Genomic DNA, 21,273 nt, shown 5'->3' with positions numbered 1-21,273 from the left:
TACCCTCCCTTACCAGCTGGATTTCACGATGCCGGGCAGCTTGCCGTTCGAACCCAGTTCGCGCAGCATGATCCGGGAGATCTTGAGCTTGCGGTAGTAGGCATGCGGACGGCCAGTCAGCTGGCAGCGGTTGTGCAGACGGGAGGGCGCAGAGTTGCGCGGGAGCTTTGCAAGCTCCAGACGCGCCTTGAAACGCTCTTCCATCGGCTTCGATTCGTCGTTGGCGGCTTCCTTGAGCGCGGCCCGCTTGGCGGCATACTTCTCCACCAGGCGCTGGCGCTTCTTCTCGCGCTCGACCATGGATTTCTTGGCCATGTCTTTTCCCCTTACGCCTTGGTGAACGGCATGTTGAATGCGGTCAGCAGTGCCTTGGCCTGCGCGTCCGCGGTATGCTCGCCGAAGTCGATGGCGGTGGTGGTGATGATGATGTCCATCCCCCACACTTCGTCGACCTTGTCGAACTCGATCTCCGGGAACACGATGTGCTCCTTCAGGCCGGTGGCAAAGTTGCCGCGGCCGTCGAAGGACGCCTTCACGCCCCGGAAGTCGCGGATGCGGGGCATCGCGACGGTGATCAGGCGATCGAGGAATTCGTACATGCGCACGTCGCGGAGGGTGACCTTCGCGCCGATGATCATGCCTTCACGCAGACGGAACGGTGCGTGCGACTTCTTCGCCTTGGTGCCGACGGCCTGCTGACCTGCGATCTTGGTGAGATCCTCGACGGCCGACTTGGCCTTCTTGGAGTCACGGACGGCTTCGGCGCCACACCCGATGTTGATCACGATCTTGTCCAGACGCGGGATCTGCATGTCGTTGGTGTAGCCGAACTGCTCCTTGAGCGCCGCCTTGATCGAGTCCTTGTACTGGGCCTTCAGACGCGGGGTGTAGTTTGCAGTATCAAGCATCGATCACGTCCCCCGTGGTCTTGGCGTAACGGACCTTCTTGTCGCCTTCCATGCGGAAGCCAACGCGGGTCGGTTTGCCGTTTGCGTCGACGATGGCCAGGTTCGACAGGTCGATCGGCAGCGCCTTCGGGACGCGGCCACCCTGCGAGGTCTGGCTCTGGCGGGTGTGACGGATGGCCATGTTCAGACCTTCCACGACAGCCTTGCCGGCTTTCGGGTCAACAGACTGGATCTCTCCGGTCTTGCCCTTGTCCTTGCCGGTGAGGACGACGACCTTGTCGCCTTTCTTCAGCTTGGCAGCCATCTTACAGCACCTCCGGGGCGAGCGAGATGATCTTCATGAAGTTCTTGGCACGCAGCTCGCGCACGACCGGCCCGAAGATACGGGTACCGACCGGCTCACCTGCGTTGTTCAGGATCACGGCGGCGTTGCGGTCAAAGCGGATCGAGGTGCCGTCTTCACGGCGGACTTCCTTTGCGGTGCGCACGACGACGGCCTTGCGGACGTCACCCTTCTTCACGCGACCACGCGGAATGGCCTCCTTCACCGACACCACGATGATGTCGCCGACAGAGGCATAGCGGCGGTGGGAACCGCCCAGAACCTTGATGCACTGAACTTTCCGGGCTCCGGAGTTGTCAGCGACATCCAGATTGGTCTGCATCTGGATCATGGATTTTCTCCCGACGTCCCGGGCCGCTCTGCAGAGAACATTGACCCGGGGGTTTCGAATGGTATCGGGGCCGCGATAACGGCCCCGAGCGTGCCCTTAGTGGGCGGCTTCTGCTTCGTGCGCGGCGTCTTCGACCTTCTGAGCCTCGGTAGCAGCTTCGGCGCGCTGCTTATTGTGCTCTTCCAGCATCGTTTCCGTCATGACTTCCCAACGCTTCGTCTTCGACTTCGGCGCGCACTCACGGATGAGGACGGTCTCGCCGACGTTGAACTGTTCGTTCTCGTCATGTGCGCGGTACTTCTTGGACTTCTTGATCGTCTTCTGAAGCACGGGGTGCTTGAAGCGACGCACGACCTGGACGGTCACGGTCTGCTTGTTGGCCGTGGAGGTGACGGTGCCTTGCAGGATACGCTTGGGCATTTCGTTATGCCTCCACAGATGCGGCCGCGGCGGCCTTTTCGTTCAGGATGGTCTTGATGCGCGCAACCTCGCGGCGCACCTGACGGATGCGGGCGGGGTTGGACACTTCACCGGTGGCCATCTGGAAGCGCAGGTTGAACGCTTCTTTCTTCAATTGGACAAGCTGGTCCCGGAGCTGGTCCGGTGTCTTGTCACGGAGTTCCTGGGCGCTCATTGCACCTCTCCTTTTCAATCAACATCACTGGTAGGCCCCTGCCTGCGTTGCCGCGCAGGGTCACCCTGATTCCAGTGGAGTCCGTGGATGAGCGGCCCCAATACGTCCAACCCCACCTTAATGCAAGCCCCTTTGGCCGGGGTGCCGGCAGAATCGGGGGCGTACCGGGCATATAATCGCTATCGTAGCGTGAATTCGCCCTGACTCTCTTTACGGATGAGCGGCCCCTGCTCAAGATTGACCCAGCGGCACCCATTTCGCCGCACGCAATTTTTGAAGTCCGCACCATTTCAGCACCGAGGTACAAAATGAAAGACCTGGACCAGAACCTGAAGGCCACATGCTGCGCGCCGGGCCACGGCGCCACCGGCTTCCGCGACATCGTGAAACTCGCCTGCGACAACCAGCGCACCGGCACCTGCAACGGCGCCGAACCTCAGGAAGGCACCGCCGAGTTCGTCTTTGGCCGCATGGTCGACATGATGCCGCTCGACCAGCAACCCAGCAAGGAAGGCTGCGAGGCCCTTGCCGCCGTCATGCTCGACGACGAAGCCAGCGCCGAGGATGGCCCCGCCGATGCCGGCATCGCCTTCCTCGGGCAGTTCATCGACCACGACATCACGCTCGACGCCACGACCAAGCTGGGAGAGGTCGCGGGCGCGGTGACGAAGATCCGCAACTTCCGTACCCCTGCGCTCGACCTCGACTGCGTCTACGGCAACGGACCGGAGGTGAACCCCTGGCTCTACGAATCCGACAACCGTCTGATCTTCGGCCGCGGCCCCACCGAGCGCACCGGGCCCGACGAGAACCCCCTGGACCTGCAGCGCAACGTCAACGGACGGGCGCTGATCGGCGACCCGCGCAACGACGAGAACCTCTTCGTCAGCCAGGTGCATGGCCGGATGTTCGTCATGGGTCACAACAACAACATGGAAAGGCTCTCCGATATCGTCGATGCCGACGACCGTCTGCACGAGGCGCGCGCAGAGCTGACCTGGGAGTATCACGACCGTATCCTGCACCAGTTCCTGCCCGCCGTGATCCACGAGGACGTGCTGACCCCGATGCTGGCACAGGCCCACAACATGCACCTCGAGGACATCGGACGCCTGTCCTGGGCCAATGCGCCTGCCATGCCCGTGGAGTTCTCCGCGGCCGCCTTCCGCTTCGGCCATTCGCTGATCCGGGAAACCTACAAGCTGAACGACAACCCCGACCGTGCAGAGGTCCGCATCTTCGCGCGCGAGGCCGACGCCGTGAAGCTCGACGGCTTCGCCCCCGTGGAGAAGGACAACAACCTCGACATGGCACTGTTCTTCGGTCCGGGCGCGCAGAAATCCCGCCCGATCGACACCCGCCTGCCCGCCGCGCTGCTGAACCTGCCCGACAGCGTGGCCACCAGCGACAAGAACCTCGCGGCGCGGAACATGATCCGCGGCCACCTGACCTTCAAGCTGCCCACCGGCGAGAAGATGGCGGAGTGGATGGAAGCGCCCCTGATCGACACGCACGACAAGGTGAAGGACGCCGGGCTGGAAGGCCGCACGCCCCTGTGGTTCTACATGCTGGCCGAGGCCGAGCAGCACGGTGGCAAGCTGGGTCCGGTGGGCGGCGGCATCGTCGCCGGTGTCCTGCTGAACATGCTGATCCGGGCGCACAGCCCGGCTCTGCGCCCATACCGCGGCGTTTGACCTGACGCAGCCCGCCCGCGTCAGGCGCCGTGCAGTGTGGATTCTCCGGCCCATGGGCCAGGATGACCCACCCTGCACCACGGCCAGGGACGGCCCTCCTCCCGTCGTCCCTGGCCGCATCGCGAAAACCATGCCGGTTTGGCCGAAAATCTGCTATGCTTGACGAATGAGACTCGCCGCGATTGCCATTCTCGCCCTGACAGCAGCGCCCGCCCTCGCGGACCCGGGCACCCCCGACTGCGCCTGCATCAATCGCGACGGCTCCGAGACCCCGCTGGGTCAGATCGCCTGCCTGACGGTCGGCGGCGAGAGCTTCCTCGCCCGCTGCGCCATGTCGCAGAACGTGCTCACCTGGCGGCGCGTTCAGGACGGCTGCCTCAGTTCGGAGGCGCGCCCGATCTCGATCCCCGCCTCGCTGCCGCGAAGCTGACCGCGACCGCAGGGGTCAGCCCCTCGCCGCCTTCGCCATCTCTTCCTCGAACTGACGGCGCAACTGCTTGCGGGCCGCTGCCGCCTTCTGCCGCCGCTCTTCCACGACGTCGAGGATCTTCAGCTCCGGCACTTCCGCCGGGCGGCCGTCGTCGTCCATGGCGACCATGGTGAAATAGCAGGAGTTGGTGTGCCGGCTGCGGCCGGTCCGGATGTCCTGCGCCTCCACCCGGATGCCGATCTCCATCGAGGTGCGCCCGGCGCTGTTCACGCTGGCCCGGAAGGTCACCAGTTCGCCGACGTTGATCGGCTCCTTGAACACCACCTGGTCGACCGACAGCGTCACCGCGTACCGCTGCGAGAACCGCGAGGCACAGGAAAACGCCACCCGGTCCAGCAGGTTCAGCAGCGCGCCGCCGTGCACCTTCCCGCTGAAGTTCGCCATGTCCGGCGTCATCAGCACCGTCATTTCCAGCTTGCGCGAATCCATGCCTCGGCCCCCGTCTGCGATCATTTGCCACCGGATTAGCGCAAAGCCGTGGGGCCGCAAAGCCGTGCGGCGTCAGCGGAGAAGCTGCAGGGCGATGCTGGCCGAGGAATAGCTCACCTGCGCGGAAAATGTCGTCAGATAGGCCGTGTAGCCGCTCTCCGCCCCGTCAGGCGTCGCGTCTTCCGGCGCGACAGGCGCCTGGGCCTCATCCGTGACAGCCACCTCGGGCGCGGGCATCGGCTCGGGCACGTCCGCCGCCCCCGCCCCGTCGCCGCCTGTGTCATCCGCGACCGCAGGCGCCCCGGTCACGGCGACGCCAGTGAAACTCATGGAGAGGCTGACGAAGACCGCCTCAACCACCACGGACGTTTCGCTGCCCGCGCGCAGGGCGTTCCGCTCATGCGCGATGCGGGAGGCAGCCTGGCCCTGGCTCTCCCCTTCCTGCCGCTCCGCCTTGGCGCGGTGACCGATGGACTGCGCAGCGGAGCCCCGCGCGCCCTCCGCCGGACGATTATGAAGATGGCCCTGTGCGGGCTGCATTGCCGATGTTGCCTGCATGTCTTTCCCCTTTCCGTTCGCCCGGAAAGGGTGCGTCATGAGTGTAAACACCGGACCAACGCGCCCGCGCAAAATCGCTTCAATCCAAGCGAACCGCGCGCCTCAGTCGCCCCACTTGTAGTTGAAGCTGACAGAGATCCGCTCGTCTTCCTCGGCCATGTTCATCGGCACCTCGTGGCGCAGCCAGCTTTCCCACAGCACGATGTCGCCGACCGCCGGCTGCACGTAGATGAAGGGTTTCAGCGTCTCGCGCGCGTCCTTCTTGCGGGCCGGGGCGGCCATCATCATCTGCAGGCGCGGGTCCTCCAGCTTCAGCGCGCTCGCGCCCTCCGGCATCGCCACGTAGGTCGTCCCCGAGATCACCGAGTGCGGGTGGATGTGGCTCGAATGCGTGCCGCCCGGGGGCAGGATGTTGATCCAGATGTCCTCCAGCACGATCTCCTTGTCGCCAAGGTCGAAATCCAGATCCGCCACGAAGGCCGCCACGTGCCTGTCGATCACCTTCACGAGGTCCGCGAAGATCGGGAAGCGCCACGGCAGGTCGGTCAGCGACGCATAGGAGGTGTAGCCGGGATAGCCCTGCGTCTCGCACCATTCCTGACCGGCCTCGTCGCCCTCGGCGATGGAGTAGCAGGACGCCTCCAGCTCTGCCGCGTCCACCTCTCCGTGTTCGGACAGCGCGGCGCGGTACAGGGGGGTCGTGAACAGGGGAGTGATCGTTGCCATCTTGGCCTCCGTCTTCGCTGCGCGGCGCTGTGGGGATCGGACGCCGCCCCCGGTCGTGCACGCAACTTTAAGAAAATGGATGTTACCCCGGCCTTCGTGGGGATTCGGTTCGTCGCATGTCTACAGAGAGGGTTTCAATGTCGCCACTCATTCTACTCGGCCTCGTGGGCATGGGGCTCTTTGCCGTCGCGGTCAACCAGCACGACTACACCAGCGACGATGAAGGCGACTCCGGCGAAGGCGACGAAAGCGCCGAGGCGCCGACGGACACCGGTGACAGCTTCGACGTCGACACCGGGGACGATACCGGCAGCGGCGCCCCCGACGAAGAGGACACTGGCGGCGGCGCGGGCGAGACGCTGACCGGCACCGACGGCGCCGACACCATCACTCTGGACGGCCCTGCGGGCCGGGGGATCGAGGTTTCGGCAGGCGCTGGAAACGATCTGATCGACCTCTACGACGGCTCGACCGACCCGGTGGAACTGGACGCGCAGCTTCTCAACGGCGCGCTCCTCTCCGGTGGCGAGGGCAACGATCTGATCGAGGCCTACAGCACCGCCTCGACCATCACCGGCGATGGGGGCAACGACACGATTTCCGGGCGGCACGACGGTGCCAGCATCGACGGCGGCGCGGGCAACGACCTCGTCTCCATCACCTCGTCGGTGGAGGGTGCCGGGTCCGACATCAGGGGCGGCGCCGGGGCCGACACGATTTCTGCCTTCATGGACGGGGGGCGGGTTGACGGTGGGGCAGGCAACGACCTGATCTTCGCCAACCCCGCGCCCACCACCCCGACCGAAATCGACGGCGGCGAAGGCAGCGATCACCTCGTCATCAACGCCGTCACACCGCCGATCCAGCAGTGGGAGGCCGGGGTCCGGGTCGCGGGCGGGGACGGCGCGGACATCTTCGATCTCATCGTCGCACCTGGCGGGACTGAGATCCCCGATACGCCGCCCGCGGCGGTCTCCACGCTGGCGGACGGCAGGGTCCAGGTCGACATCGGCACGATCGCCGACTTCTCGGCGGGCGAGGACCTGCTGCTGATCGACGGGACGACAAATGCAAGCCAGTTCACCCTCGCCGCGATCGAGCTGGAAGAGACGGCGCCCGACGGTGCCCCCCTCTCGACCGTGGTGCGGCTGGTCTACGAGATCGACGCGACCGATGTCGCCAACCGCGACGTGATCCTGACGCTGAGCGGGGCAAGCGGGTTGACCGTGGACGACGTCATCGTCACCGGCGCGGGCACAACCGCCGTGCCGCTGAACTTCATCGGCCGGGACGCCGTAGCCGCCTGAGCCGCCTCAGGCCAGCCGGCTGGTCCGCCGCAGGGATGCCAGAACGCCGTTGTCGACCGCCTCGCGGTGGATCGCACCGATCTGTGCGGGGATCTCCGGCAGGTTCAGCAGGCGCGCGATGGCAAATCGGTGCCCTGCCCCGCCCGACCGCAGAAGGGTGCCGTCCCGCGCCACGTGCAGGAGGATGCCGCCGTGCTCTCTCCGGAAGTTCTCCGGCAGTTCCTCGCGGTTGAGGAACCGGCCCTCCGCCAGCGTCCGGGCCTTCAGCAGGTCGATGCCGGCAAACCGGCGCCGCAGATCCTCAACCGAGGCACAGCCGTCCGGTTTCTTCCCTTCCCCGATCTGCCGCAGCATCCGCTGGTACATCGGCGTGTCTTCCCAGTCCGCCCCTTCGAAGAACCGCATCCGGCAGCTCTTCATGCGGATCGTCTCGCCGATTTCGCTTCGGTGCCGGTCCCAGTCGCCGCCGACGACCCGGGCGCTGTCATGCCGCCTGAGCCGCAGCCTGGCCCCGCCAGTGTACTCGAAGCGCACCTCGGCCGGGTCCACGTAGATCGCGGAATCCGAGGGCGGCACCACCGCGCCGAACCGGACGCGGTTGATCATGTCACGCAGGACCTTGTGCGGCACATGCGCTTCGACGGATTTGATCCAACGGGTCGGGTGCCAGTAATAGACGGGGCTGCGGCGGTGAGCGTAGGACGGCATGGGAAAAGGGAACCTCAGACGGGTCTCATCGGGCAAGAATAAATCGTCATGAAAATGAATTAAAACTGTTACACGCTTCGCGCAACGCGGCGGACGTTACGTCAACCCGTGACCCGGCAGCAAGCGGCGCACGGAGACGTCAGAGCTCACGAAAAAACCCCGCCGGCGACCGGCGGGGTTTCAAGCATTTCAACCGCGTGAGCGGAAGGACCGGGCTTACCAGTCCTCGCGAACCACGACGCGGGTCTTGATCGGCAGCTTCATCGCGGCCAGGCGCAGCGCCTCGCGGGCGATGTCCTCGGCAACGCCGTCGATCTCGAACATCACGCGACCGGGCTTCACCTTGCAGACCCAACGGTCGACAGAGCCTTTACCCTTACCCATACGAACTTCGATGGGCTTCGCGGTCACCGGGGTGTCCGGGAAGATGCGGATCCAGACGCGGCCCTGACGCTTCATGTGACGCGTCATGGCCCGGCGGGCTGCTTCGATCTGGCGTGCGGTGACACGCTCCGGCTCGGTGGCCTTCAGACCGTAGTGACCGAAGTTCAGGTCGGAACCGCCCTTCGCCTCACCCTTGATCCGGCCTTTGAAGGCCTTCCGGAATTTAGTGCGTTTCGGCTGAAGCATGATTACCTCCGGTCGTCACGACGACCGCCGCCTGCACCGCGAGGTGCCGGGCCGTCCTGGATTTCCTGGCTCTTCCGGTCGCGGGCCTGGGGATCATGTTCCATGATCTCGCCCTTGAAGATCCAGACCTTGATACCGATGATGCCGTAAGGCGTGGTCGCCTCGACGTTGGCATAATCGATGTCGGCGCGCAGCGTGTGCAGCGGCACGCGGCCTTCGCGGTACCATTCGGTCCGTGCGATTTCCGCGCCACCCAGACGGCCAGCCACGTTCACCCGGATACCCAGGGCGCCCATGCGCATGGCGTTCTGCACGGCCCGCTTCATCGCGCGGCGGAAGGAAACCCGGCGCTCAAGCTGCTGGGCGATGGACTCGCCGACCAGCGTGGCGTCCAGTTCCGGCTTCCGGACCTCGACGATGTTCAGGTGCAACTCGCTGTCGGTCATGCGGGCGATCTTCTTGCGAAGCACCTCGATGTCCGCGCCTTTCTTGCCGATGATCACGCCCGGACGCGCGGTGTGAATGGTCACACGGCACTTCTTGTGGGGGCGCTCGATGATCACGCGGGCAATGCCGGCCTGCTTGCACTCTTCGTGGATGAAGTCACGAATGCGCAGGTCTTCCAGCAGCAGATCGCCGTAATCCTTGGTGTCCGCGTACCAACGCGAATCCCAGGTCCGGTTGATCTGGAGGCGCATCCCGATCGGATTGGTCTTGTTACCCATTAGGCTTGCTCCTCAACCTGACGCACCTTGATGGTGATCTCCGAGAACGGCTTGTTGATGCGGCCAAAACGGCCACGGGCACGCGGGCGACCGCGCTTCATGACCAGGTTCTTGCCCACATAGGCCTCGGCGACGACCAGTTCGTCGACGTCCAGGCCGTGGTTGTTCTCGGCGTTGGCGATGGCGGACTGAAGGCACTTCTTAACGTCCTGCGAGATCCGCTTCTTGGAGAAGGTCAGGTCCGTCAGGGCCTTCTCGACCTTCTTGCCGCGAATGAGCGCCGCGACGAGGTTCAGCTTCTGCGGCGAGGTGCGCAGCATGCGCAGTTTCGCCATCGCTTCGTTGTCCGCCACGCGGCGGGGATTCTTATCCTTGCCCATGGCTTACTTCCTCTTGGCTTTCTTGTCCGCCGCGTGACCGTAGTAGGTGCGGGTCGGAGCGTATTCACCGAACTTCTGGCCGATCATGTCCTCGGTCACGTTGACCGGGATGTGCTTCTGGCCGTTGTACACACCGAAGGTGAGACCAACGAAGTGCGGCAGGATGGTGGAGCGGCGCGACCAGATCTTGATGACCTCGTTCTTGCCGGATTCCTTCGATTTTTCGGCCTTCTTCAACACGTAAGCGTCGACGAAGGGGCCTTTCCAAACAGAGCGTGCCATAGATTAGCGACCCTTCTTCTTGGCGTGGCGCGAGCGGATGATGAGCTTTTGCGACGCCTTGTTCGTGTTGCGGGTCTTCTTGCCCTTGGTCGGCTTGCCCCACGGCGTCACCGGGTGACGACCGCCGGAGGTCCGGCCTTCACCACCGCCGTGCGGGTGGTCGATCGGGTTCATGACGACACCGCGGACGGACGGACGGATGCCCTTGTGGCGCATGCGGCCCGCTTTACCGAAGTTCTGGTTCGAGTTGTCGGGGTTCGACACCGCACCGACGGTCGCCATGCACTCCTGACGGACCATGCGCAGTTCGCCCGAGGACAGGCGGATCTGTGCGTAGCCACCGTCACGGCCGACGAACTGGGCGTAGGTGCCCGCGGCGCGTGCGATCTGGCCGCCCTTGCCGGGCTTCAGCTCGATGTTGTGGACGATCGTCCCGATCGGCATGCCCGAGAACGGCATGCAGTTGCCCGGCTTGATGTCGGCCTTGGCGGAGGCAACCACCTTGTCGCCGATGCCGAGGCGCTGGGGCGCGAGGATGTAGGCTTGTTCACCATCATCATACTGGATCAGTGCGATGAATGCGGTGCGGTTCGGGTCGTATTCAATGCGAACGACGATGCCGTTCACGTCGAACTTGTTCCGCTTGAAATCGACGATCCGGTAGAGACGCTTTGCGCCACCGCCACGACGGCGGGAGGTGATACGTCCGGTGTTGTTCCGGCCGCCCGACTTCGTCAGACCCTCGGTGAGGGCCTTGACGGGGCGTCCTTTGTACAGCTCCGAACGGTCGATCAGCACCAGCCCGCGCTGGCCCGGCGTCGTCGGCTTGTACGACTTGAGTGCCATGCTTTCTGTCTTCCGTTAGCTAGCAGCCGGTTGCCCGGCTTATGTAATAGCCCCCCGAAGGTGGCCAGAGGTATAGGCCCCCGAAGGTGCCCGATTCGCTATCCGCATCGCGCAAAAGCGAAGCCCCGGACGAATCCGGGGCCGTTGCGGATGGGGTCGTGTAGGGGATGCAGGACAACGGGTCAAGGGCCAAAGCCGTTGATACCATGACTCGTCGGCAAAGCATGGCATAGTGGCCGGGCACACTGAAGATTGGGGAGCGCGGCCAGCGTGTACAATAAGCAATAGGCAGCACGGGCCCGCAATCCTCTGCCCATTTCCGCGGCATCACATCTAGTTTTTGGCCGAAATGCGCCGCCGACCCGACGTTTCACGTCCATCATGTGCCAGCCCTTGGTGGGGCAAAAAGGGGACCTTGCCCATAACGCGGGAGACTGGCCGGTCGATGGGAAAAGCGCATCCACGCAGGTTCGTCATGGCTGGCTGCAAAGCGTCTTGGATCTTCCGATTTTAAACATCTTATCAGATAGATACCGCGCCCTACAAATGGCCAATTGCGATCCTAGCCGCCGGGTTCCAGGTATTGAACGCCCTCGGGACGCGCACTCATTGCAACGCCCCAAATGCCCCGCATCCCAGCCCCCATCCCGACCGTTTGTGCCTCCCGGTCGCGGGAACAAGGCCGGAACCGCGCGCCGTCCAGCCTTGTTAAAAGGTGTAACTTCAAGGAAACGACATGCGCGGCAAGATGGGAAAACTGTTCGACTTCATGCACGGGAGGCTGCGCCCCCGCGCCGAGGACGATGCGCTCCATATCGCCGCCTACGAAGGGGATACGGTGCGGATAGGTGAGCTGATCACCGAGCGCGGCGCCGATCCGAACCTGAGCCTCGCGACGATGATGAGCGCCTCGATCGAACGGACGGCGCTGTTCCTTGCCATCCAGGAACACAACCTCGCCGCGGCCCGGCTGCTGGTGGAGCTTGGCGCCGATCCGGACCTCAGGGACGGGCAGAACGTCACACCGCTGATGTCCGCGGCGGCGCTCGGCAACATCGACCTCGTGCAGCTTCTGCTCGACCTCGGCGCCGATCCGAACGCCTACCGCGACAGCGACCACGCCTCGCCCCTGTCGTTCAGCATCCACGAGGACGACCCCGACGCGATCCTGCCGATCGTCTCGGCGCTGATCGCGGCGGGCGCCGATCCGGAGGGCGCCGTGGCCGCGGGCCAGAGCGTGTTGATGCTGGCCGCGCGGCAGAACCTGCCGGCGGTGATCCGCACCCTGCTGGCCGCCGGGGCGGACCCGGACCGCACCTGCACGCTGACATGGGCGCTTGGCTGGACGGCGCTGGACCACGCCATCCACGAGGCCTCCGCCAACGCGCAGGAGGTCCTGGCCCCGGTCACGACGCTGCCCGTGACGGTCCTCCCCGTCAAAACATCCTGACCGCAGCCCTCCCCCGCCAAAGCAAAAGGCCCCCGCAGATGCAGGGGCCTTCGCTGTTCTCGCTGACGGGGGCATCCCCCGCCTTGATCCGGTCAGAGGCCGGTGGACACGTCGATGGTGTTGCCCTCTTCGAGCATCACATAGGCCTTCTTCACGTCACGGCGCTTGCCGGTCTTGCCACGGAAACGCTTCACCTTGCCCTTGGTGATGGTCGTGTTCACGGCCTTCACCTTCACACCAAAGAGCGCCTCGACGGCTTCCTTGATCTGCGGCTTGTTCGCGTCGATGGCCACTTCGAAGACAACCGCGCCGTGCTCGGACGCCATGGTGGACTTCTCGGTGATGATCGGCTTGCGGATCACGTCGTACTGTTCTGCCGTCGCGGTCATTTCAGTCGAGCCTCCAGTGCTTCGACACCCGCCTTCGTGATCACCAGGGTGTCACGCTTCAGGATGTCATAAACGTTGGCACCGATGGTCGGCAGGACATCCAGACCTTCGATGTTGCGGGCCGCCTTGGCGAAGTTCTCGTTCACCTCGGCACCGTCGATGATCAGCGCGCGCTTCCAGCCAAGCTTCGACACCTGGGCGGCGAGCGCCTTGGTCTTGCTTGCGCCGTCGATGGAGTCGATCACGATCAGGGCGCCGTTGCGGGCCTTGTCGGACAGAGCCATCTTCAGGCCGAGTGCGCGGACCTTCTTGGGCAGGTCATGGGCGTGCGACCGCGGGGTCGGGCCCTTGTAGATGCCACCCTTGCGGAAGATCGGCGCCTTGCGGGAACCGTGACGTGCGCCACCGGTGCCCTTCTGGCGGTAGATCTTCTTGGTCGAATACGACACTTCCGAGCGGGTCTTGACCTTGTGCGTACCGGCCTGCGCCTTGTTGCGCTGCCAGCGGACGACGCGGTGGAGAATGTCGGCGCGCGGCTCCAGCCCGAAGAGGGCCTCGTCCAGCTCGACTTCGCCAGCGGAACCGCCGTCGAGGTTGATTACGTCGAGTTTCATTCCTCACCTTCCTTCTTCTCGGCCTCGATGTCGGCCTCGGCCTCTTTCAGGGCCTGGGCCTCCTGCGCGGCCTGCTCCTCGGCGAGGCGCTTGGCTTCGGCTTCGGCCTCTGCGGCGGCTGCCGCTGCGGCTTCCTCTGCCTGGCGCTGCGCTTCCTTCTTGGCGCTCGCCAGAGCGGCCGGAAGGATTGCGTTCTCCGGGAAGGGCTTCTTCACGGCGTCCTTGACGGTGACCCACGATCCCTTCGGGCCCGGAACGGCACCCTTGATCATGATCACGCCGCGGTCGCTGTCGGTCTTGACGACCTGCAGGTTCTGCGTGGTCACACGGACGGAGCCCATGTGGCCGGCCATCTTCTTGCCCTTGAACACCTTGCCGGGGTTCTGACACTGGCCGGTGGAGCCGTGCGAGCGGTGAGAGATGGACACACCGTGCGAGGCACGCAGACCGCCGAAGTTGTGACGCTTCATGCCGCCGGCAAAGCCTTTACCGATGGTGATGCCGGACACGTCGACGAACTGACCTTCGAAGTAATGGTCGGCGATGATTTCCTCGCCCACTTCGATCAGGTTGTCCGCGGTCACGCGGAATTCGACAACCTTGCGCTTGGGTTCCACGTTCGCCTTGGCGAAGTGGCCGCGCATGGCCTGGCTCGTGCGCTTTGCCTTGGCGGTGCCACAGCCGAGCTGCACGGCGGAATAGCCGTTGGTTTCATCTGTGCGCTGCGCGACGACCTGGAGGTTGTCGAGCTGCAGCACGGTGACGGGGATCTGCTTGCCGTCTTCCATGAAGACGCGAGTCATGCCGATCTTCTTTGCGATCACACCAGAGCGCATGTCTACCCCCTTATACCTTGATCTCGACGTCAACGCCGGCGGCGAGGTCGAGCTTCATGAGGGCGTCCACGGTCTGCGGAGTCGGATCGACGATGTCGAGCAGACGCTTGTGCGTGCGGATCTCGAACTGGTCCCGAGACTTCTTGTTCACGTGCGGGCCGCGCAGAACGGTGAATTTCTCGATCTTGTTGGGCAGCGGGATCGGCCCGCGGACCTGTGCGCCGGTACGCTTGGCGGTGTTGACGATTTCCTGGGTGCTTGCGTCGAGCACGCGGAAGTCGAACGCCTTCAGCCGGATACGGATGTTCTGGTTCATCGAACAGTCCTATTTTGGCGTTTCGGTTGAGAGGAGGATGGGCGACCACCGCACACCCTCATCGAACCGTAAGGGCGGGAATCACCCCGCCCTTGAACGTCCCTATGGACGCTGCGCGCGTATAGGCGGTTTGGGAGGGTGGGGCAAGCGCTTAAGCACCGAATTCCCCCGGCAGCGCGCGTGTTTGCCGGAAGGGCGGCGCAGAGCCCCGCCCTACGGGGTGGGGTGTGACTTGAGAAGGTACGCGATGTCCGGGGGGGCAAGCGAACCGGGATCAAACGAAAAGGGCGCCCCGGTCGGGACGCCCTTCGTTGTTCTCGGCCGGGCAGGCGCCCGGCAAGGCCGCGATCAGGCGACGATCTTGGAGACGACGCCCGAACCGACGGTGCGGCCGCCTTCGCGGATGGCGAAGCGCAGGCCTTCTTCCATCGCGATGGGTGCGATCAGCTCGACGTTGAACTTCAGGTTGTCGCCCGGCATCACCATCTCGGTGCCTTCCGGCAGCTCGACGGTGCCCGTCACGTCGGTCGTGCGGAAGTAGAACTGCGGACGGTAGTTCTTGAAGAACGGCGTGTGACGGCCACCCTCTTCCTTGGTCAGGATGTAGACCTCGCACTCGAACTTCGTGTGCGGGTTCACCGACTTCGGCTTGCACAGGACCTGGCCGCGCTCGACCGCGTCACGGTCGATGCCGCGCAGCAGCGCGCCGATGTTGTCGCCTGCCTCACCGCGGTCCAGCAGCTTGCGGAACATCTCGACACCCGTGCAGGTCGTCTTCTGCGTGTCCTTGATGCCGACGATTTCCAGTTCGTCGCCGACGTTCACCACGCCACGCTCCACGCGGCCGGTGACCACGGTGCCGCGGCCGGAAATCGAGAACACGTCCTCGATCGGCATCAGGAACGGCTGGTCGGTGGCGCGCGGCGGCTGCGGGATGTACTCGTCCACGGCGGCCATCAGTTCGCGGATCTTGTTCTCGCCGATGGCTTCGTCACGACCTTCGAGAGCGGCCAGCGCCGAACCCGCGATGATCGGGATGTCGTCGCCCGGGAAGTCGTAGGCGGACAGCAGTTCGCGCACTTCCATCTCGACGAGCTCCAGCAGCTCCTCGTCGTCCACCTGGTCGACCTTGTTCAGGAACACGACCATCGCCGGGATGCCCACCTGACGGCCGAGCAGGATGTGCTCGCGCGTCTGCGGCATCGGGCCGTCGGCCGCGTTCACCACGAGGATCGCGCCGTCCATCTGCGCCGCGCCGGTGATCATGTTCTTCACGTAGTCGGCGTGGCCGGGGCAGTCGACGTGCGCGTAGTGGCGTGCCTCGGTCTCGTACTCGACGTGCGCGGTCGAGATGGTGATCCCGCGGGCCTTCTCTTCCGGCGCGCCGTCGATCTGGTCGTAGGCGCGGAATTCGCCGAAGTACTTCGTGATCGCCGCGGTCAGCGTGGTCTTGCCGTGGTCAACGTGACCGATCGTGCCGATGTTGCAGTGCGGTTTCGACCGCGAAAACTTTTCCTTTGCCATGGTATTGGCTCCCTTTTCTTGTCGGATGGTGGGGTTGAAACCCACCCTACTAAGTTGGGTAGGGCGGGGTTTCCCCCGCCACCCGGCTTATGCGTACTTCGACTGGATCTCGTCCGAGATGTTCTGCGGAACCGGATCGTAGTGGTCGAACTGCATGGTGAACTGCGCGCGGCCCGAGGACATGGAGCGCAGGGTGTTGATGTAGCCGAACATGTTGGCCAGCGGCACGAAGGCCTTGATCGCCACGGCGTTGCCGCGCGGTTCCTGGCCCGACACCTGACCGCGACGGGAGGTCAGGTCGCCGATGATGGAACCGGTGTACTCTTCCGGCGTCACCACTTCCACGTTCATCATCGGCTCAAGCAGCTTTGCGCCGGCCTTCTTCAGACCTTCGCGCATGCACATCCGCGACGCGATCTCGAACGCGAGGACCGAGGAGTCGACGTCGTGGAACTTGCCGTCCAGCAGGGCCACCTTGAAGTCGATCACCGGGAAGCCTGCCAGCGGACCGGAGTCCATGACCGACTTGATGCCCTTTTCGACACCCGGGATGTATTCCTTCGGAACCGCGCCGCCGACGATGCGGGACTCGAAGGAGAACCCTTCGCCCGGCTCAGTCGGGGTGATCTCCAGCTTGACTTCGGCGAACTGGCCGGAACCGCCGGACTGCTTCTTGTGCGTGTACTGGTGCTCGATCTTGTGGGAGATCGTTTCACGGTACGCCACCTGCGGTGCGCCGATGTTGGCCTCGACCTTGAACTCCCGCTTGAGGCGGTCGACGAGGATGTCGAGGTGAAGTTCGCCCATGCCCTTCATGATGGTCTGACCGGACTCGATGTCGGTCTCCACGCGGAAGGACGGGTCTTCGGCGGCAAGACGCGCCAGACCTGCGGACATCTTCTCCTGGTCGCCCTTGGTCTTGGGCTCGACCGCGATCTCGATCACCGGCTCCGGGAAGGTCATGGTTTCCAGAACCACCGGGTCCTTCGCGTCACACAGCGTGTCACCCGTGGTGGTGTCCTTCAGACCCGCCAGCGCGATGATGTCGCCTGCAAAGGCTTCCTCGATCTCTTCGCGGTTGTTGGAGTGCATCATCATCATGCGACCGATGCGCTCTTTCTTGCCCTTGGTGGAGTTCAGGATCGAGTCGCCCTTCTTCATCACGCCGGAGTAGACGCGGGTGAAGGTCAGCGAGCCCACGAACGGGTCGTTCATGATCTTGAACGCCAGGCCGGCGAACGGCATGGAGTCGTCCGCACGACGCGGGATGTCACGGGTTTCCGTCTCGTCGCCCGGCTTGAAGCCCATGTAGTCGACAACGTCCAGCGGGGACGGCAGGTAATCGACAACGGCGTTCAGCAGCGGCTGCACACCCTTGTTCTTGAACGCGGAACCGCCCAGGACCGGAACGAAGTGCAGCGCCAGCGTGCCCTTGCGCAGCAGTTTGCGCAGGGTCGGGACGTCGGGCTCTTCGCCTTCCAGGTAGGCTTCCATCGCGTCGTCGTCTTCCTCGACGGCCGCTTCGATCATCTTGCCGCGCCATTCCTCGGCGAGCTCCTTCAGCTCGTCGCGGATCGGGCCACGGACCCAGGAGGCGCCAAGGTCTTCACCCTTCCACACCCACTCTTCCATGGTCACGAGGTCGACGAGGCCTTCCAGCTCGGACTCGGCGCCGATCGGCAGCGCGATCGGAACCGCGCGCGCACCGGTGCGGTCCTCGACCATGCGGACACAGTTGAAGAAGTCGGCACCGATCTTGTCCATCTTGTTGACGAAGACGATGCGCGGAACCTTGTAACGGTCGGCCTGGCGCCACACGGTTTCGGTCTGCGGTTCGACGCCGGCGTTGGCGTCCAGAACGCAGACGGCACCGTCGAGAACCGCCAGCGAACGCTCGACCTCGATGGTGAAGTCGACGTGCCCGGGGGTGTCGATGATGTTCATGCGGTACTTGGTGTCATCCGTGCCCTCGGGGGTCGGATCTTCCTGCCACTGCCAGAAGGTCGTGGTCGCAGCGGAGGTGATGGTGATGCCACGCTCCTGTTCCTGCTCCATCCAGTCCATCGTGGCCGCACCGTCGTGCACCTCGCCGATGTTGTGGGATTTGCCCGTGTAGAACAGGATCCGCTCCGAGCATGTGGTCTTTCCGGCGTCGATGTGCGCCATGATACCGAAGTTGCGGTACCGTTCGAGGGGATAATCGCGTGCCATGGGTATGGGTCCTCTGGGGGTAATCTCTGCGCGGGCGCTTAACCCTCGCCTCCGATAAGTTCAAGCGTCGCGTTGCCGCGAACGGCAAAGAGCGGCCAAAGCCCGTCCCCGGGCCCGGCCACTCCGGTGTGCGGATGTGAAGAGCACCCGTTTCCCGCCCCGACTCCCGATCCGTGTCCGGAGATCTCTCCGGCGGGATCGGGGCAGAAGGGGCGCGGGTGCTCCGGCATCTGTCTTACCAGCGGTAGTGCGAGAACGCCTTGTTGGCGTCTGCCATCTTGTGCGTGTCCTCGCGCTTCTTCACCGCGGCACCACGGGACTGGACGGCGTCGATCAGCTCACCGGCCAGACGCTCTTCCATGGTGTTTTCGTTGCGGTTGCGGGACGCGGTGATCAGCCAGCGGATGGCCAGCGCCTCGCGGCGCTCCGGACGCACTTCGACCGGCACCTGGTAGGTGGCGCCACCGACGCGGCGCGAACGCACTTCGACGGACGGCTTGATGTTGTCGAGCGCCTCGTGGAAGATTTCCAGCGGCGCGCGCTTCACCTTGTTCTCGACGCGGTCGAGCGCGCCGTAGACGATGCTTTCGGCGACGGACTTCTTGCCGTCGTACATCAGGTTGTTCATGAATTTGGTCAGAACGCGGTCGCCGTACTTGGCGTCGGGCAGGACTTCGCGTTTTTCTGCGGCGTGACGACGGGACATATCAGTATCCTCTTCTTCTCTGAGTTACTTCGGACGCTTCGCGCCGTACTTCGAACGGCGCTGCTTCCGGTCCTTGACGCCCTGGGTATCCAGAACACCGCGCAGGATGTGGTAACGCACACCCGGAAGGTCTTTCACACGGCCGCCACGGATCAGGACAACGGAGTGCTCCTGAAGGTTGTGGCTTTCACCGGGGATGTAGGAGATGACCTCGTAGCCGTTGGTCAGGCGGACCTTCGCAACTTTCCGCATCGCGGAGTTCGGCTTCTTCGGGGTGGTGGTGTAGACGCGCGTGCAGACGCCGCGCTTCTGGGGGCACTGCTCCAGGTGCTGGGACTTGGAGCGCTTGACTTTGGGCTGCCGCGGCTTGCGGATCAGCTGCTGAATCGTGGGCATGTAGACGTTATCCCCGTGCTTCTCACTTGGTGCCGGGGATCGGGCCCGGCGGGTTCAGGTCTGGCCCGCTCCGTCCGGACGCCCGCGGGGCGCCCATGGGATGGGCCGGTTCGGTGCGCCGCGGGTGCGCCGGGCCAGGGCCCTTGCACACAAACGACTTTTGGTCCGCATCCGACCCCTTACCGGAGGGCCTACGCGGGGGCGTTCCAGAGGTCCCGGGCTTGCATCGCCCCGAACTTGATCGCAGTCTCTGTCATGAGACGGTGGTTCGGTATCAAACGGAAGCGCCCAGACAACGTCCGGGCGCAACGGATTGGAGGCGCGTATACGCAGAGTCGCCCCCCTTGTCAACACCGCCTCCCCCGGCCCCTCGGCAAGCGGCTCACAAGCGCCTGTCAGAGCTGCGCGGCGACCGCCGCCTTGTCGATGACCGACAGCACCTCCGCGATGCGGCCGCCCTCCACGCGATAGAACACGTTCTCGGAAAACGCCACCCGCCGCCCGTCGACGTTCAGGCCGAAGAGCGCGCCCGCGGGCGTGCAGTCGAAGTCGAGCCGCACGGCGATCCACGGCGGATCGACCGCCAGAAGCGCGATCCGGAACCGCAGGTCCGGGATGGCCGCCACATCCCCCTCCAGCATCGCGCGATACCCCGCCAGCCCGACCGCCTCGGCACCGTAGCGCACATCCCCGGCCACGAAATCGCCCAGCCGGTCCCAGTCCCGCGCGTTCAGGCAGGCGGTGTAGCCGCGATAGAACGCCGCCAGCGCATCCCGATCCATTCCCGCCTCCCAGGCCACCGATGCCCCCGCTGTACCGCGGCGGCACCCCGGCGAACAGCCCCCTTCATCTTGGTCCAAATACCTCCGCCGGAGGCGGCCCGAGGAGAAGGCCACAGGCCGCCTCCGAGACACCCTGCGCGCGCGCCAGCGCGCACCGCATGACCACCCCCACGGGCCCCACGGCCGCACGCCCGCTGGACAGCCAGGCCGCGCCAAGGCACTCTCGCCGCGCACGCCGCCGGAGCCCCCCATGCAAGTGATCGGATTTTGCCGTTTCTCCTACCCCGCCGAAGGCGGCTTCCAAGTGGAGCATGACACGACAGAGGCCCGCGCCGCCTATCTCTACGCCCCCGGGCGGATCGAGGAACGCTTCCGCCACTTCGAGACCATCTGTATGCCCTCGATCCGGGCGCAGACCGACCCGGACTTCCTCTTCGTCATCCTCATCGGCGACACCATGCCCGCGCGCCTCCGTGCCCGGCTGGAGGCGCTGACCGCCGGCATGCCGCAGGTCCGCATCCTCGCCCGTCCGCCCGGGCCGCACCGCAAGGTCTGCCAGCAGGCCATCAATTCTGTCCGGGACATGAAGCAGCCCAGCCTGCAATTCCGCCACGACGACGACGACGCCGTGGCGCTGACCTTTGTCGAGCGGCTGAAGGAGGCCGCCCTCGACGCCGCGCCGCTGCTGGAAAAGAACCGCCTCATGGGCTTCGACTGGAACCGCGGCTACGTCGCCCGGCCCGACGCGCAGGGGATCTGCGGCGAGGTGCAGGTGATGCCGTTCTGGGGCGTCGCGCAGGCGGTCTACGTCCGGCCCGGCACCCGGCAGAGCGTGATGAACTTCGGCCACCAGAAGCTGATGACCTTCATGCCCTGCCTCACCTTCACCGACGAGGTCATGTACCTGCGCGGCCACAACGACCACAACGACTCCCGGCAAAAGAAACACGTCCGCCCCGTCAGACTGCCCCGCCTCGACGCAGAAGGCGAAGCGCTCCTGAAGGAACGCTTCGCCATAGATGCAGATCATGTCAGGCGCGTGTTCGGCGCCTGAGCGA

General features: G+C 64.8%; 29 protein-coding genes. 5 read left to right on the top strand and 24 right to left on the bottom strand.

Annotated elements, in window-relative coordinates:
- Nucleotides 1–9: 9 nt before the first annotated feature.
- The 6 genes from rpsN to rpmC all read right to left on the bottom strand — a co-directional run bounded on the left by rpsN (nt 10) and on the right by rpmC (nt 2,216).
- Nucleotides 10–315: a 30S ribosomal protein S14 gene (gene rpsN / locus QNI11_RS00625; protein WP_005854839.1), complete on the bottom strand. Its 306-nt coding sequence runs from the start codon at nt 313–315 to the stop codon at nt 10–12.
- An 11-nt stretch (nt 316–326) separates the two neighbouring features.
- On the bottom strand, nt 327–908 hold the full coding sequence (rplE, locus tag QNI11_RS00620; protein WP_100928281.1) for a 50S ribosomal protein L5: 582 nt from the start codon (nt 906–908) through the stop codon (nt 327–329).
- Nucleotides 901–1,212 (bottom strand): 50S ribosomal protein L24, encoded by a 312-nt coding sequence (gene rplX, locus QNI11_RS00615; protein WP_100928282.1) that lies wholly within the window; start codon nt 1,210–1,212, stop codon nt 901–903. Before rplX ends, rplE begins: the two co-directional genes overlap by 8 nt.
- 1 nt (nt 1,213) lies before the next feature.
- Nucleotides 1,214–1,582, bottom strand: coding sequence for a 50S ribosomal protein L14 (gene rplN / locus QNI11_RS00610; protein WP_023851005.1), 369 nt, complete (start codon nt 1,580–1,582; stop codon nt 1,214–1,216).
- Nucleotides 1,583–1,678: 96 nt separating this feature from the next.
- Nucleotides 1,679–2,002 carry a 30S ribosomal protein S17 gene (rpsQ, locus tag QNI11_RS00605; protein ID WP_100928283.1) on the bottom strand — a complete coding sequence of 108 codons (324 nt, stop codon included), beginning with the start codon at nt 2,000–2,002 and terminating at the stop codon, nt 1,679–1,681.
- 4 nt (nt 2,003–2,006) lie between these two features.
- A complete protein-coding gene (rpmC, locus tag QNI11_RS00600; RefSeq protein WP_005854825.1) occupies nt 2,007–2,216 on the bottom strand; it encodes a 50S ribosomal protein L29 in 210 nt (69 codons plus the stop codon).
- Between the two features lie 308 nt (nt 2,217–2,524).
- Here rpmC and QNI11_RS00595 point away from each other — a divergent pair, with 308 nt between their 5' ends.
- Nucleotides 2,525–3,910 (top strand): peroxidase family protein, encoded by a 1,386-nt coding sequence (locus tag QNI11_RS00595; protein ID WP_283981955.1) that lies wholly within the window; start codon nt 2,525–2,527, stop codon nt 3,908–3,910.
- Between the two features lie 166 nt (nt 3,911–4,076).
- A complete protein-coding gene (locus tag QNI11_RS00590; RefSeq protein WP_283981954.1) occupies nt 4,077–4,340 on the top strand; it encodes a hypothetical protein in 264 nt (87 codons plus the stop codon).
- Nucleotides 4,341–4,355: 15 nt separating this feature from the next.
- On the opposite strand, the gene QNI11_RS00585 is transcribed toward QNI11_RS00590, so the two are convergent.
- The 3 genes from QNI11_RS00585 to QNI11_RS00575 form a co-directional block, all read right to left on the bottom strand.
- Nucleotides 4,356–4,829 carry an acyl-CoA thioesterase gene (locus tag QNI11_RS00585; RefSeq protein ID WP_283981953.1) on the bottom strand — a complete coding sequence of 158 codons (474 nt, stop codon included), beginning with the start codon at nt 4,827–4,829 and terminating at the stop codon, nt 4,356–4,358.
- A 72-nt stretch (nt 4,830–4,901) separates the two neighbouring features.
- Nucleotides 4,902–5,387 (bottom strand): hypothetical protein, encoded by a 486-nt coding sequence (locus tag QNI11_RS00580; RefSeq protein ID WP_283981952.1) that lies wholly within the window; start codon nt 5,385–5,387, stop codon nt 4,902–4,904.
- 102 nt (nt 5,388–5,489) lie between these two features.
- Complete coding sequence (locus tag QNI11_RS00575; protein WP_283981951.1) at nt 5,490–6,113, bottom strand: TIGR02466 family protein; 624 nt, start codon at nt 6,111–6,113, stop codon at nt 5,490–5,492.
- 137 nt (nt 6,114–6,250) lie between these two features.
- On the opposite strand from QNI11_RS00575, the gene QNI11_RS00570 reads away from it, so the two are divergent.
- A complete protein-coding gene (locus tag QNI11_RS00570; RefSeq protein WP_283981950.1) occupies nt 6,251–7,420 on the top strand; it encodes a calcium-binding protein in 1,170 nt (389 codons plus the stop codon).
- A 6-nt stretch (nt 7,421–7,426) separates the two neighbouring features.
- Here the strand turns inward: QNI11_RS00570 and QNI11_RS00565 are convergent, their stop codons facing one another.
- The 6 genes from QNI11_RS00565 to rplB form a co-directional block, all read right to left on the bottom strand.
- The gene (locus tag QNI11_RS00565) at nt 7,427–8,128 is read right to left on the bottom strand and encodes a hypothetical protein (protein ID WP_283981949.1); all 702 of its coding nucleotides are present in this window, start codon (nt 8,126–8,128) and stop codon (nt 7,427–7,429) included.
- 216 nt (nt 8,129–8,344) lie between these two features.
- Nucleotides 8,345–8,758 carry a 50S ribosomal protein L16 gene (rplP, locus tag QNI11_RS00560; protein WP_005854810.1) on the bottom strand — a complete coding sequence of 138 codons (414 nt, stop codon included), beginning with the start codon at nt 8,756–8,758 and terminating at the stop codon, nt 8,345–8,347.
- Nucleotides 8,759–8,760: 2 nt separating this feature from the next.
- On the bottom strand, nt 8,761–9,483 hold the full coding sequence (gene rpsC, locus QNI11_RS00555; protein ID WP_100928291.1) for a 30S ribosomal protein S3: 723 nt from the start codon (nt 9,481–9,483) through the stop codon (nt 8,761–8,763).
- The gene (gene rplV / locus QNI11_RS00550) at nt 9,483–9,863 is read right to left on the bottom strand and encodes a 50S ribosomal protein L22 (protein WP_005854806.1); all 381 of its coding nucleotides are present in this window, start codon (nt 9,861–9,863) and stop codon (nt 9,483–9,485) included. Before rplV ends, rpsC begins: the two co-directional genes overlap by 1 nt.
- Before the next feature lie 3 nt (nt 9,864–9,866).
- A complete protein-coding gene (gene rpsS, locus QNI11_RS00545; protein WP_100928292.1) occupies nt 9,867–10,145 on the bottom strand; it encodes a 30S ribosomal protein S19 in 279 nt (92 codons plus the stop codon).
- A 3-nt stretch (nt 10,146–10,148) separates the two neighbouring features.
- Entirely contained in the window at nt 10,149–10,991 is an 843-nt protein-coding gene (gene rplB / locus QNI11_RS00540) for a 50S ribosomal protein L2 (RefSeq protein WP_100928293.1), read from the bottom strand.
- A gap of 736 nt (nt 10,992–11,727) precedes the next feature.
- Here rplB and QNI11_RS00535 point away from each other — a divergent pair.
- Nucleotides 11,728–12,441, top strand: coding sequence for an ankyrin repeat domain-containing protein (locus QNI11_RS00535; protein WP_100928294.1), 714 nt, complete (start codon nt 11,728–11,730; stop codon nt 12,439–12,441).
- A 92-nt stretch (nt 12,442–12,533) separates the two neighbouring features.
- On the opposite strand, the gene QNI11_RS00530 is transcribed toward QNI11_RS00535, so the two are convergent.
- The 9 genes from QNI11_RS00530 to QNI11_RS00490 all read right to left on the bottom strand — a co-directional run bounded on the left by QNI11_RS00530 (nt 12,534) and on the right by QNI11_RS00490 (nt 20,215).
- On the bottom strand, nt 12,534–12,830 hold the full coding sequence (locus tag QNI11_RS00530) for a 50S ribosomal protein L23 (RefSeq protein WP_100928295.1): 297 nt from the start codon (nt 12,828–12,830) through the stop codon (nt 12,534–12,536).
- Nucleotides 12,827–13,444, bottom strand: a complete 618-nt coding sequence (rplD, locus tag QNI11_RS00525) for a 50S ribosomal protein L4 (protein ID WP_100928296.1) — start codon at nt 13,442–13,444, stop codon at nt 12,827–12,829. The genes QNI11_RS00530 and rplD overlap by 4 nt, the downstream gene beginning before the upstream one ends.
- On the bottom strand, nt 13,441–14,280 hold the full coding sequence (rplC, locus tag QNI11_RS00520; RefSeq protein WP_100928297.1) for a 50S ribosomal protein L3: 840 nt from the start codon (nt 14,278–14,280) through the stop codon (nt 13,441–13,443). Before rplC ends, rplD begins: the two co-directional genes overlap by 4 nt.
- Nucleotides 14,281–14,290: 10 nt before the next feature.
- Complete coding sequence (gene rpsJ / locus QNI11_RS00515; protein ID WP_005862788.1) at nt 14,291–14,596, bottom strand: 30S ribosomal protein S10; 306 nt, start codon at nt 14,594–14,596, stop codon at nt 14,291–14,293.
- A gap of 348 nt (nt 14,597–14,944) precedes the next feature.
- Nucleotides 14,945–16,120: an elongation factor Tu gene (gene tuf / locus QNI11_RS00510; protein WP_100928298.1), complete on the bottom strand. Its 1,176-nt coding sequence runs from the start codon at nt 16,118–16,120 to the stop codon at nt 14,945–14,947.
- 87 nt (nt 16,121–16,207) lie between these two features.
- Nucleotides 16,208–18,331, bottom strand: coding sequence for an elongation factor G (gene fusA, locus QNI11_RS00505; protein ID WP_100928299.1), 2,124 nt, complete (start codon nt 18,329–18,331; stop codon nt 16,208–16,210).
- A gap of 235 nt (nt 18,332–18,566) precedes the next feature.
- Nucleotides 18,567–19,037: a 30S ribosomal protein S7 gene (gene rpsG, locus QNI11_RS00500; protein ID WP_100928300.1), complete on the bottom strand. Its 471-nt coding sequence runs from the start codon at nt 19,035–19,037 to the stop codon at nt 18,567–18,569.
- 24 nt (nt 19,038–19,061) lie between these two features.
- Entirely contained in the window at nt 19,062–19,433 is a 372-nt protein-coding gene (gene rpsL, locus QNI11_RS00495) for a 30S ribosomal protein S12 (protein WP_005862801.1), read from the bottom strand.
- A gap of 395 nt (nt 19,434–19,828) precedes the next feature.
- Nucleotides 19,829–20,215: an ester cyclase gene (locus tag QNI11_RS00490; protein WP_283981948.1), complete on the bottom strand. Its 387-nt coding sequence runs from the start codon at nt 20,213–20,215 to the stop codon at nt 19,829–19,831.
- A gap of 250 nt (nt 20,216–20,465) precedes the next feature.
- Here QNI11_RS00490 and QNI11_RS00485 point away from each other — a divergent pair, with 250 nt between their 5' ends.
- A complete protein-coding gene (locus QNI11_RS00485) occupies nt 20,466–21,269 on the top strand; it encodes a putative rhamnosyl transferase (protein ID WP_283981947.1) in 804 nt (267 codons plus the stop codon).
- Nucleotides 21,270–21,273 lie beyond the last annotated feature (4 nt).

The sequence above is a fragment of the Sagittula sp. MA-2 genome (assembly GCF_030126985.1).
Lineage (GTDB): Bacteria > Pseudomonadota > Alphaproteobacteria > Rhodobacterales > Rhodobacteraceae > Sagittula.
The sequence above is the reverse complement of the archived record's forward strand: the minus strand, read 5'-3'. Positions and strand labels throughout refer to the sequence as shown.

Bases quoted from the DNA above. Each gene is read 5' to 3' on its own strand.
- QNI11_RS00485 (WP_283981947.1), top strand. From the start codon at position 20,466: ATGCAAGTGATCGGATTTTGCCGTTTCTCCTACCCCGCCGAAGGCGGC.
- QNI11_RS00590 (WP_283981954.1), top strand. From the start codon at position 4,077: ATGAGACTCGCCGCGATTGCCATTCTCGCCCTGACAGCAGCGCCCGCC.
- rpsG (WP_100928300.1), bottom strand. From the start codon at position 19,037: ATGTCCCGTCGTCACGCCGCAGAAAAACGCGAAGTCCTGCCCGACGCC.
- rplD (WP_100928296.1), bottom strand. From the start codon at position 13,444: ATGAAACTCGACGTAATCAACCTCGACGGCGGTTCCGCTGGCGAAGTC.
- QNI11_RS00490 (WP_283981948.1), bottom strand. From the start codon at position 20,215: ATGGATCGGGATGCGCTGGCGGCGTTCTATCGCGGCTACACCGCCTGC.
- QNI11_RS00535 (WP_100928294.1), top strand. From the start codon at position 11,728: ATGCGCGGCAAGATGGGAAAACTGTTCGACTTCATGCACGGGAGGCTG.
- QNI11_RS00575 (WP_283981951.1), bottom strand. From the start codon at position 6,113: ATGGCAACGATCACTCCCCTGTTCACGACCCCCCTGTACCGCGCCGCG.
- rplX (WP_100928282.1), bottom strand. From the start codon at position 1,212: ATGGCTGCCAAGCTGAAGAAAGGCGACAAGGTCGTCGTCCTCACCGGC.
- rplB (WP_100928293.1), bottom strand. From the start codon at position 10,991: ATGGCACTCAAGTCGTACAAGCCGACGACGCCGGGCCAGCGCGGGCTG.
- rpsQ (WP_100928283.1), bottom strand. From the start codon at position 2,002: ATGCCCAAGCGTATCCTGCAAGGCACCGTCACCTCCACGGCCAACAAG.
- rplN (WP_023851005.1), bottom strand. From the start codon at position 1,582: ATGATCCAGATGCAGACCAATCTGGATGTCGCTGACAACTCCGGAGCC.
- rplV (WP_005854806.1), bottom strand. From the start codon at position 9,863: ATGGGCAAGGATAAGAATCCCCGCCGCGTGGCGGACAACGAAGCGATG.
- rpmC (WP_005854825.1), bottom strand. From the start codon at position 2,216: ATGAGCGCCCAGGAACTCCGTGACAAGACACCGGACCAGCTCCGGGAC.
- rpsJ (WP_005862788.1), bottom strand. From the start codon at position 14,596: ATGAACCAGAACATCCGTATCCGGCTGAAGGCGTTCGACTTCCGCGTG.
- rplC (WP_100928297.1), bottom strand. From the start codon at position 14,280: ATGCGCTCTGGTGTGATCGCAAAGAAGATCGGCATGACTCGCGTCTTC.
- QNI11_RS00580 (WP_283981952.1), bottom strand. From the start codon at position 5,387: ATGCAGGCAACATCGGCAATGCAGCCCGCACAGGGCCATCTTCATAAT.
- rpsC (WP_100928291.1), bottom strand. From the start codon at position 9,483: ATGGGTAACAAGACCAATCCGATCGGGATGCGCCTCCAGATCAACCGG.
- tuf (WP_100928298.1), bottom strand. From the start codon at position 16,120: ATGGCAAAGGAAAAGTTTTCGCGGTCGAAACCGCACTGCAACATCGGC.
- rplP (WP_005854810.1), bottom strand. From the start codon at position 8,758: ATGCTTCAGCCGAAACGCACTAAATTCCGGAAGGCCTTCAAAGGCCGG.
- fusA (WP_100928299.1), bottom strand. From the start codon at position 18,331: ATGGCACGCGATTATCCCCTCGAACGGTACCGCAACTTCGGTATCATG.
- QNI11_RS00565 (WP_283981949.1), bottom strand. From the start codon at position 8,128: ATGCCGTCCTACGCTCACCGCCGCAGCCCCGTCTATTACTGGCACCCG.
- QNI11_RS00570 (WP_283981950.1), top strand. From the start codon at position 6,251: ATGTCGCCACTCATTCTACTCGGCCTCGTGGGCATGGGGCTCTTTGCC.
- rpsL (WP_005862801.1), bottom strand. From the start codon at position 19,433: ATGCCCACGATTCAGCAGCTGATCCGCAAGCCGCGGCAGCCCAAAGTC.
- rplE (WP_100928281.1), bottom strand. From the start codon at position 908: ATGCTTGATACTGCAAACTACACCCCGCGTCTGAAGGCCCAGTACAAG.
- rpsN (WP_005854839.1), bottom strand. From the start codon at position 315: ATGGCCAAGAAATCCATGGTCGAGCGCGAGAAGAAGCGCCAGCGCCTG.
- QNI11_RS00595 (WP_283981955.1), top strand. From the start codon at position 2,525: ATGAAAGACCTGGACCAGAACCTGAAGGCCACATGCTGCGCGCCGGGC.
- rpsS (WP_100928292.1), bottom strand. From the start codon at position 10,145: ATGGCACGCTCTGTTTGGAAAGGCCCCTTCGTCGACGCTTACGTGTTG.
- QNI11_RS00530 (WP_100928295.1), bottom strand. From the start codon at position 12,830: ATGACCGCGACGGCAGAACAGTACGACGTGATCCGCAAGCCGATCATC.
- QNI11_RS00585 (WP_283981953.1), bottom strand. From the start codon at position 4,829: ATGGATTCGCGCAAGCTGGAAATGACGGTGCTGATGACGCCGGACATG.